Genomic DNA, 9,002 nt, shown 5'->3' with positions numbered 1-9,002 from the left:
CCGGCGGAGCCGCCGCGCTGCTCGGCGGTGGGCAGGGTTCGGCGTTCGACGACGACTCGGACGCGCCGAAGGAGGTCCCGGCCGTGCCGTCGCTGGCCGTGCTCCGGCCCCGGCGCACCGGTCCGGCGGCAGCGTCCGGCGGCTCGGGCACCGAGTCCACCGACGCCGCCGGCAAGCCGCGCAAGCGGCTCCCGAGCTGGGACGACGTGCTGTTCGGCAGCGGCCCCGCGGCCCGCGAGTCCTCCTGATCCTCCGCTCCACCCTGGCTCGTCGACAAGGCACTCGAAGTGCCCGCGTGCCAGGGTGGAGCCATGGAGTACACGAATCTGGGACGCACCGGCCTGTCGGTGAGCCGGCTCTGTCTCGGCACGATGAACTTCGGGCCGCAGACCGACGAGCCGGACAGCTTCGCCATCATGGACCGGGCGCTCGAACACGGGATCAACTTCTTCGACACCGCGAACGTCTACGGCTGGAAGCTCGGCGAGGGCGTGACCGAGCAGATCGTCGGCCGCTGGTTCGCCCAGGGTGGCGGGCGGCGTGACAAGGTCGTCCTGGCCACCAAGGTCTACGGCAAGATGGGCGAGTGGCCCAACGACCAGGGCCTGAGCGCTCGGCACATCATCCGGGCCTGCGAGGACTCGCTGCGGCGGCTGCAGACCGACACCATCGACCTCTACCAGATGCACCACGTCTCCCGGACCACGCCGTGGGAGGAGATCTGGCAGGCGATGGAGACGCTCGTCGCCCAGGGCAAGGTGCTCTACGTCGGGTCGTCCAACTTCGCCGGTTGGCACATCGCCCAGGCGCAGGCCGCGGCCGCGAAGCGCAACTTCCTCGGCCTCGTGTCCGAGCAGAGCATCTACAACCTGCTCACCCGGCACGTCGAGCTGGAGGTCGTCCCGGCCGCGCAGCACTACGGACTGGGCATCATCCCCTGGTCGCCGCTGCACGGTGGGCTGCTCTCCGGGATCATCCGCAAGATGGCCGACGGCAGCGCCGCCCGGGGCACCAGCGGCCGCGCGGCCGACGCGCTGGCCGAGCACCGGACCACCATCGAGGCGTACGAGAAGCTCTGCGCGGACCTCGGCCAGGACCCGGCCGACGTGGCGCTGGCGTGGCTGCTGTCCCGGCCGGGCGTGACCGCCCCGATCGTCGGCCCGCGCACCATGGACCAGCTCGACCGCAACCTCGGCGCCCTCGACGTCCACCTCGACGACCCCACCCTGACCCGCCTCGACGAGCTGTTCCCCCCGATCGGCAACGGCGGCCCCGGCCCCGAAGCCTGGGCCTGGTAGGTGCAAGGAAGGGCCCCCGCTTAACGCTTCCTGTATAGGCGGGGGCCCCGCTTAACATGCATCGCCGGATGGCGGCACGGTGCGGATGTCAGTGGTGGGCCCCGCACAGCGGCCAGGCGGCGAGGCGGTCGTACCGGGGTTCCGCATTGGGGCGGCTGCGGACCAGGAGCAGTTCCCCGGCCGGCCACTCCGGACCCACGTACCCGTGCAGGGTCTCACGGTCGGCGCGGACGTCGGCGTCGGCGACCCGGTCGCCGGGACGAGCGATGGTCAGGTGGGCACGGAACGGCTTGTCGTCGTGGGGCAGCTCGGCCCGGCGCAGCCCGTCGCGCACCAACCGGGCGAGCGTGTCCAGCGCGTCGGCCTCACCCCGCACGTCCACCCACAGCACCGTGGAACGCCCCTGACCGAAGCTGCCACCACCGCCGAGGCGCAGCCGAGGTGAGCCGGCCCGGCCGTCGCGGAACGCCTGCGCGGCCAGCCCGAGCGCGCTCTCGACGTCGACCAGCCGGTCGTCCGGCACCTCGCCGAGGAAGGCCAGCGTCAGGTGCAGGTGATCCGGTTCGGCGAGCCGCACCTTGACGCCGGCGGCGGAGGCGGCGCCGACCCGCAGCCCGGTGATCCGCCGGGTCAGGTCGGCGACCGCCGCCGGGGGCGGGTAGATCGCCGCGAAGAGGCGCACCCGGTCAGCGGTGCCGCTGGTGGTGCGCCGCCCGCGCGGCGGGCAGGGTCAGCCCGGCGGCGTGCAGCAGCCCCTCGACACGTACCCGTTCGATCTCCCGGTCGACGCCGTCCAGCTCGGCCAGGTGCTCGGCGATGCCCAGGGCCCGGCAGGCGGCCCGCAGCCGCTCGTCGTACGCCTCGATGACCGCGCCGTGCCACACCACCGAGCGGTCGGCGGCGGCGAGCCGGTGACCGCCGAGCCGGCGCAGGTCGGTGGCGAGCTGCTCCAGCGGGCGGCGGCCGTCCCGGTCGAACTCGGTGAGGTCGATGTCGCGGGTCAGCGACTCGGCCTCGACGGCCCGGTCGAGCCGGGCGATGGTGCGGCGTTCCTGGCGTCGGTCACGCCAGTCGGCCCAGCCGCAGGCCACCCGATCGAGGATCTCGTCGGCACAGAAGACCACCGCGATCAGGGCGGGCAGGCAGCAGACGGCGAGGATCGTCAGCGCGAGTAGCAGCTCCGGCCCCAGTCCCACACATCGACGCTAAGCCCTGCCGCACCCGGGTGCCACCCGTTCCGGGAATCCGACTGGTACGGGTGTTAAAAGGGGGCCCCTCCTCTACCGAATGCGTTAAGAGGGGGCCCCTCCTTTCACTCGGCCCCGGGGGACACCACGTAGAAGCGGGGCATCGGCAGCACCCGCATCCGCAGCCGGGCGCCGGAGCGGCGCAGCTGCCAGGTGAGCGCCAGCAGCGCGGCGGCCAGCGAGATCAGGCCACCCATCCAGATGCTCGCGCCGGCGCCGTACCGCTCGGCCACCCAGCCGATGATCGGCGCGCCGACCGGGTTCGTCCCCAGGAACACCAGCACCCACAGCGCCATCACCCGTCCCCGGAAGGACGCGTCCACGCCGAGCTGCACGCGCTGGTTGGCGGCCTGGGCGAAGAACACCATGAAGAACCCGGTGGGCAGCAGGAGCGAGACCACCATCCAGTACGCCGGGGCGAGCCCGACGAGGGTGCCGAAGCTGGCGCAGCCGATCGCCGCGCCGAGCACCAGCCAGACCGAGGGCCGGCTGCGCCGGCCGGTCCCGGCGAGCGCGCCGACCAGCGCGCCGACCGCAAGCGCGGTGCTGAACAGGCCGAAGGAGGCGGCACCGGTGTTGAAGACGGTCTTGGCCAGCGCGGCGAGGGTGAGCTGGAAGTTGAACAGGCTCATCCCGATCACCGACATGACCACCATCGGCAGCAGCAGGTCGGGGCGACGCGCCACGTACCGGAGGCCGTCCACCACCCGGGCCTGGTCCCGCTCGCCGGCCGGCGGCAGGTCCTTGCGGTGCAGCTCCTGCGGACGCATCCGGACCACGTTGACCAGCGGCGCGACCGAGCTGAGCGCGGTGACCAGGAAGACCGGGCCGACGTCGAACGCGGCGATGGCGAGACCGGCGACGGCCGGGCCGACGATCCGGGCGGAGTTGAACACGGCCGCGTTGAGCGAGAGCGCGTTGGGCAGCAGCGGGACGCCGACCAGCTCGGAGACGAAGGCCTGCCGGACCGGGGTCTCCACCGCGTTGGCGACGCCGAGCAGGGCGGCGAACGCGAAGACGTGCCAGAGCTGCACCACGCCGGTGAGGACCAGCAGGCTCATCCCGAGCGCCAGCACGGTCCAGAACGCGTTGGCGACGAACAGCAGCATCCGCTTGTCGTAGCGGTCGGCGAGCCGGCCGGAGAGCAGCGTGAGCAGGAGTACGGGCGTGAACTGCAACGCGGTGACCACGCCGAGCGCGGTCGCGGAGTTGTCGCTGAGCTCGAGGACGAGCCAGTCCTGGGCGATGAACATCATCCAGACGCCGATCAGTTTGATCAGCTGCCCGGTGGCGAAGAGTCGGTAGTTACGGACTCGTAGGGACTGGAACATCGTGCTCAGCTTGGCCTGCACTCTAGGTGCGCCTCCTCGCGTCGGGTACGCCTCATCCACAACGGACGAAGCGAACCGCGCGACGCGGTGTCAGGCGCGGGCGATTGCCTGAAGGATGTCCGCGGCCCGCCGGAGCGTGTCGCGTTCCTCCTCGCTGAGCGCGGCCAGCCGGCTGGCCAGCCACTCGTTGCGGGCCCGCTCGAACTGGTCGAGCACGGCCCGTCCCCCCTCGGTCGCCGCCAGGATGACCTGCCGTCCGTCGGTCGGATGGGGGGTGCGCTGCACGAGGCCGCGCTCCTCCAACTTCGCGACGATCTTCGTCATCGTCGGCGGCTGCACCCGTTCGACGTCGGCCAGTTCCCGTGGCGTGAGGGCGCCCGCCAGGTTGAGGCTGGTGAGCGCCGACAGCTGGGTGACCGTGAGGTCGCCCACCGGCCGGGCCTGTCGGACCCGCCGGTTGAGCCGGGTGATCGCATCTCGCAGCTGGGGGGCCAGCTGCGCCGGTGGCACGCGTTTCGCCGTCACCGTCCGCTCCGTCACACTCGTTAGCTTAACTAATGAGCCTGGCTAACGACATGCGTTATGACCAGGCTCACCAGCGTCAGAGCAGCACGGACTCGATCGGCCCGCGCAGGAAGTAGAGGACGAAGAGCGCGGCCACGCCGTACAGCAGGGGGTGGACCTCCAGCGCCTTGCCCTTCGCCAGCTTCACCAGCACGTAGCTGATCACACCGGCCCCGATGCCGTTCGAGATCGAGTAGGTGAACGGCATCAGCACGATGGTGAGGAACGCCGGGATCGCGATCTCGTAGTCGGTCCAGTCGATCGTGCGGACCGCCGTCATCATCAGGAAGCCGACCACCACCAGCGCGGTCGACGCGGCCTCGAACGGCACGATCGCCGACAGCGGCGCCAGGAACATGGCCAGCAGGAACAGGACGCCGGTGACCAGGTTGGCCACGCCGGTCCGGGCGCCCTCCCCGACGCCGGCCGCGCTCTCGATGTACGAGGTGTTGCTCGACACCGACGCCGCGCCACCGGCGGCGGCGGCGATCGAGTCGACGAGCAGGATCTCCTTGGCCCGCGGCGGGGTGCCCTGCTCGTCGAGCATGTCCCCCTCCTGGCCGATCGCGACCATCGTGCCCATGGTGTCGAAGAAGTCCGTGATCAGCAGCGTGAAGACGAACATCAGCGGGACCAGCCAGCCGACCCGGGTCCACGAGTCCAGCACGTTGAAGTTGCCCAGCAGCGACAGGTCCGGCAGGTCCACCACCTGCTTCGGCAGCTCGGGCACGTTCAGCGCCCAGCCCTTCGGGTTCGGCTTCCCGTCGACGAAGGACGGGCCGATGTTGCCGATCGCCTCGACCACGACGGCCAGCACGGTGGAGGCCAGGATGCCGATCAGGATCGCGCCACGGACCCGGCGTACCACAAGCACCACGGTGATCAGCAGGCCCACCACGAAGACCAGCATCGGCCAGCTGACGATCTTGCCGTTGATGCCCAGCCCGACCGGCACGGTGCTGTTCGCCGCGTCCGGCACCCGGCGCACGAAGCCGGCGTCGACCAACCCGATGATGGTCAGGAACAGGCCGATACCGACGCCGATCGCGGTCTTGAGCTGCGTCGGCACGGACCGGAACACGGCGGTACGCAGCCCGGTGAGCACCAGGATGCCGATCAGCACACCCTCGATGACGACCAGGCCCATCGCGTCCGCCCAGGTCATCTGCGGCGCGATCTCGAAGGCGACGAGCGCGTTCACGCCCAGCCCGGCGGCCAGCGCGATCGGGAACCGGGCCGCCACCCCCATCAGGATGGTCATCAGGCCGGCCACCAGCGCGGTGGCCGCGGCCAGCGCCGGGATGGCCAGCGTGCGCCCGTCGGCATCTTCGGCGCCGCCGAGGATCAGCGGGTTCAACACCACGATGTACGCCATCGTGAAGAACGTCGCGAACCCGCCCCGGATCTCCCGGCCGGTGGTGGACCGGCGGGCGGAGATCTCGAAGTAGCGGTCGAACGCGTTGCGCGGGTGCGCGGGGTCGGGCGGCGTGCCGTGATCCGGCGGCGGAGCAATGGACATCGGGTCCTCATCGGGTTCATCGACCGGTTTTGTCGCGCGCATCGTCCCAGATCACCCGGCGGGCAGGGAAGGACGATCACGTACGCTGGACCGGTGCCCCGAGAGCAGCAGCCGCGGCCCGAGCCGCTCGACCCGCCGATGGTGCCGTTCGCCGTCGCCGGGCTGATCGCCTGGGCGGTGGCCGGCCTGGTGCTGCTGCTCTTCTTCCGCGACTGGCTCAGCGCGCACGGCCACCAGAACTGGCTCTGGACCTGCCTCGCCGGTTTCCTGTGGGGCTTTCCCGGGCTGGCCACGATGATGCGGCACGACGCCAACCGGCGTCGCCGCCGGGCGGCCGCCCAGCCTCAGCGCTGACCGGTCAGGGGTGGCCGTACGGCTCCGCCGGCTCGGCCGCCTCCACCGAGCCCGGGGCGCGGCTGACCGACATGGCCTCGACCGCGCTGTCGTCGTAGACCGTGGGCAGTTCGTCGACGGGCGTCTCGGCCGCCTCGACGAGCGTCTCCGAGTGCGCGCCGCAGCCGTGGTCGGCGCTGACCACCCGGCCGTCGTCCGGGGCGAAGAAGTTGCCGCAGGCGCCGAAGGCCAGCCGGAGCGCGCCGGCCAGCGGCAGGTAGAAGCCGCAGGTGCCACAGCGGGCGGCGGCCGGGGCGGCGGCCGAGATCGGGGCGTCCGGCCCGTGGTCGCCGTCGTACCAGCGCTGCGCGGTGTCGGCACGCCCCTCGCGGGACAGCACCCGGGCCCGGCCGAGGCCCAGCTCCCAGGAGGTCTCCTCCACGGCCGGGTCGTCGGAGAGCAGGTAGCCGGGGGCGAGCCGCTCGTCGTCGGCCGGGGTGGGCAGCAGGTCGCCGGGGCCGAGGTCGCCCGGCTTGAGCCGCTCCTGCCACGGCAGCCAGCCCGGGGCGAGCAGAGCGTCAGGGCCGGGCAGCAGCACCGTCTCGCAGATGGTGACGTGCTTGCTGCGCGGCACCCGGGTCACCGTGACGGCCCAGCGCCAGCCGCGGTAGCCGGCCATCCGGCACTCGAAGTAGTGGGTGACGACCCGGTCGCCCTCGGCGACGGCCTGGAGGTGATCGCCGACGTCGGTCGGCTCCACCTCGGTGATGGCGTCGCGGGCCACCTCGACGGCGGCGGCGCAGACCTGGTCGAGCCGGGGAGCGCGGGCGGAGGCGGGCCTGGTCACCGGTCCATTGTTCCCCATGCCCGTGGAACGGTGACAGGCACTCCCCGGAGTCGTTCTCTCCGGGTGGTGCGGCAAGCGTGGAGCAGATGGGCGAGGATGGGACACATGGCGCTGTCCTCCCGCTCCGGCCGCTCCTTTCTGGGGCGGACCGTCGGCACCGGCATCCGCGCCACCCGCCTGCTGCTGCGGGGCTCGATGCACGGTGGGCGGTGGATGACCCGCCGGGCCGGCACCGCCCGGGCCCGCAGCGCCGGCAACGAGGTGGGCATGGTCCGCCTCTTCGACCTGCACGCGCTCTCCTGCGCCGGGGACACGCTGATCGCCATCGGCCTGGCCGGGACGATCTTCTTCGACGTGCCGCTGGGTGAGGCGCGCAACAAGGTCGCGCTCTACCTGCTGGTGACCATGGTCCCGTTCGCCATGCTCGCCCCGGTGGTCGGCCCGCTGCTCGACCACTTCCGCCACGGCCGCCGCTACGCCCTGGCCGCCACCATGCTCGGCCGGGCCTTCCTGGCCTGGTTGATCTCCGACTACATCGGCGGTTTCGGGCTCTACCCGGCGGCGTTCGGGGTGCTCGCGCTCTCCCGCGCGTACGGGGTGGCCCGGTCGGCCGCGGTGCCCCGACTGCTTCCCGACGGGCTGGGGTTGTCTCAGGTCGGGGCGCGGGCGAGCGTCTACGGCACGGTGGCCGGCGCACTGGTGGCGCCGATCGGCCTGGCCGCGTTCTGGTTCGGGCCGCAGTGGCCGCTGCGGGTCGCTTCGGTGATCTTCCTGATCGGCATGGTGATCTCGCTCCGGCTGCCGCCCAAGGCCGACTCCGAGCCGCCGGAGCGGCTGCCGCACCCGCTGCGGGCGATGCGCCGCCGCGACGGCGAACGCCCGCTGGGCCGGGGCCGCCCGGCCGGCCGGCTGGTGATCGCCACGTTGATCGGCGCCGCGGCGCTGCGCGGGCTCTACGGCTTCCTGCTGCTCTTCCTCGCGTTCGCCATCAAGGGCGGCGACCTGACCACCGACTTCTTCGGTCGGGAGTTGAGTGGGCAGGCCGCGCTGGGCCTGGTGGGCGGCGCGCTCGCGGTGGGCACCTTCCTGGCCACCGCGCTCGGCACCCGGCTGCGCATCCACCGCCCGACCGCGATCCAGTCCAGCGGCACGATCGTCGTGGCCGGTGTGGCGGTGCTCGCCACGCTCAAGTTCTCGTTGCCGATGGTGGCGCTGCTCTGCCTGGTGGCCGCGCTGATGAGCGGGATCGCCAAGCTGGCGGTGGACGCCTCGATCCAGGAACGCATCCCGGAACGGCTGCGGGCCAGCTCCTTCGCGCATTCGGAGACCGCGCTGATGCTCGCCTTCGTGGCCGGCGGCGGGCTCGGGCTGGTGCCGTTCACCGGCCTGATCGGTGTGGCGGTCGCCGCGGCCGTGGCCGCGCTGGTGGCCGTACGCGGGGTGCTGGTCGCCGGCCGGCTGCGCGGTGAGCACCTGGTCGGCCGGCCGCTGGGCGACGACGAACTGGCGGCCGAGCCGGTCGACCGCACCGACGACGAGCCGGCCCCGACGTCGTTCGACGACCCGGCGCCCACCTCGCCGGCCCCCCAGCGCGTCGACCCGACGCCGGACGACGGGCTCGCGCCGCCCGGCTTTCACATCTACCGCCCTTCGTCGTCGGTCGGCGGGCCGGGCACGGCCGAGGACGAGAACCGGCGCGATCCCCGGGGGCCGGTGGCGTGACCGGCCTGCTGGTGGTCACGGCGGTACCCGCCGAGGCCGAGGCGGTCCGCGCCGGCCTCACCGGTCCGGGCGTGACGGTGCTGCCGGTCGGAGTCGGCCCGGCCGTCGCCGGCGCCGCCACCGCACGGGTGCTGGCGCTGG

Annotated in this window: 9 protein-coding genes and 2 pseudogenes; 5 read left to right on the top strand and 6 right to left on the bottom strand. The window is 72.6% G+C overall.

The annotated features are described in order from the left end of the window. Positions 1-248 (top strand): annotated as a pseudogene (locus HUW36_RS18825) (septation protein SepH); the annotation flags it as partial. A gap of 63 nt (positions 249-311) precedes the next feature. Continuing rightward, on the top strand, positions 312-1,298 hold the full coding sequence (locus HUW36_RS18820; protein ID WP_174529373.1) for an aldo/keto reductase: 987 nt from the start codon (positions 312-314) through the stop codon (positions 1,296-1,298). Positions 1,299-1,386: 88 nt separating this feature from the next. Here the strand turns inward: HUW36_RS18820 and thpR are convergent, their stop codons facing one another. The 5 genes from thpR to HUW36_RS18795 form a co-directional block, all read right to left on the bottom strand. Beyond that, the gene (gene thpR, locus HUW36_RS18815; RefSeq protein WP_174529372.1) at positions 1,387-1,980 is read right to left on the bottom strand and encodes an RNA 2',3'-cyclic phosphodiesterase; all 594 of its coding nucleotides are present in this window, start codon (positions 1,978-1,980) and stop codon (positions 1,387-1,389) included. Positions 1,981-1,984: 4 nt separating this feature from the next. After that, positions 1,985-2,494 (bottom strand): hypothetical protein, encoded by a 510-nt coding sequence (locus HUW36_RS18810; RefSeq protein ID WP_174529371.1) that lies wholly within the window; start codon positions 2,492-2,494, stop codon positions 1,985-1,987. A gap of 116 nt (positions 2,495-2,610) precedes the next feature. Continuing rightward, the gene (locus HUW36_RS18805) at positions 2,611-3,897 is read right to left on the bottom strand and encodes an MFS transporter (RefSeq protein WP_174529370.1); all 1,287 of its coding nucleotides are present in this window, start codon (positions 3,895-3,897) and stop codon (positions 2,611-2,613) included. A gap of 69 nt (positions 3,898-3,966) precedes the next feature. After that, positions 3,967-4,416: a MarR family winged helix-turn-helix transcriptional regulator gene (locus tag HUW36_RS18800; RefSeq protein ID WP_174529369.1), complete on the bottom strand. Its 450-nt coding sequence runs from the start codon at positions 4,414-4,416 to the stop codon at positions 3,967-3,969. 61 nt (positions 4,417-4,477) lie between these two features. After that, positions 4,478-5,959, bottom strand: coding sequence for an NCS2 family permease (locus tag HUW36_RS18795; RefSeq protein WP_425487244.1), 1,482 nt, complete (start codon positions 5,957-5,959; stop codon positions 4,478-4,480). Between the two features lie 138 nt (positions 5,960-6,097). On the opposite strand from HUW36_RS18795, the gene HUW36_RS18790 reads away from it, so the two are divergent. After that, positions 6,098-6,313, top strand: a complete 216-nt coding sequence (locus HUW36_RS18790; protein ID WP_396755084.1) for a DUF2530 domain-containing protein — start codon at positions 6,098-6,100, stop codon at positions 6,311-6,313. A 4-nt stretch (positions 6,314-6,317) separates the two neighbouring features. Here the strand turns inward: HUW36_RS18790 and HUW36_RS18785 are convergent, their stop codons facing one another. Beyond that, positions 6,318-7,157, bottom strand: a complete 840-nt coding sequence (locus tag HUW36_RS18785; RefSeq protein WP_174529366.1) for a DUF3027 domain-containing protein — start codon at positions 7,155-7,157, stop codon at positions 6,318-6,320. A gap of 87 nt (positions 7,158-7,244) precedes the next feature. Between HUW36_RS18785 and HUW36_RS18780 the strand changes: the two genes are divergently transcribed. Continuing rightward, complete coding sequence (locus HUW36_RS18780) at positions 7,245-8,861, top strand: MFS transporter (protein WP_174529365.1); 1,617 nt, start codon at positions 7,245-7,247, stop codon at positions 8,859-8,861. Further along, positions 8,858-9,002, top strand: a pseudogene (locus HUW36_RS18775) (futalosine hydrolase); the annotation flags it as partial. The gene HUW36_RS18780 and the pseudogene HUW36_RS18775, both read left to right, overlap by 4 nt.

It is taken from the genome of Micromonospora maritima (genome assembly GCF_902825405.1).
Taxonomy (GTDB): Bacteria; Actinomycetota; Actinomycetes; order Mycobacteriales; family Micromonosporaceae; genus Micromonospora; species Micromonospora maritima.
The sequence above is the reverse complement of the archived record's forward strand: the minus strand, read 5'-3'. Positions and strand labels throughout refer to the sequence as shown.

Bases quoted from the DNA above. Each gene is read 5' to 3' on its own strand.
- HUW36_RS18820 (WP_174529373.1), top strand. From the start codon at position 312: ATGGAGTACACGAATCTGGGACGCACCGGCCTGTCGGTGAGCCGGCTC.
- HUW36_RS18795 (WP_425487244.1), bottom strand. From the start codon at position 5,959: ATGTCCATTGCTCCGCCGCCGGATCACGGCACGCCGCCCGACCCCGCG.
- HUW36_RS18790 (WP_396755084.1), top strand. From the start codon at position 6,098: ATGGTGCCGTTCGCCGTCGCCGGGCTGATCGCCTGGGCGGTGGCCGGC.
- HUW36_RS18785 (WP_174529366.1), bottom strand. From the start codon at position 7,157: ATGGGGAACAATGGACCGGTGACCAGGCCCGCCTCCGCCCGCGCTCCC.
- HUW36_RS18780 (WP_174529365.1), top strand. From the start codon at position 7,245: ATGGCGCTGTCCTCCCGCTCCGGCCGCTCCTTTCTGGGGCGGACCGTC.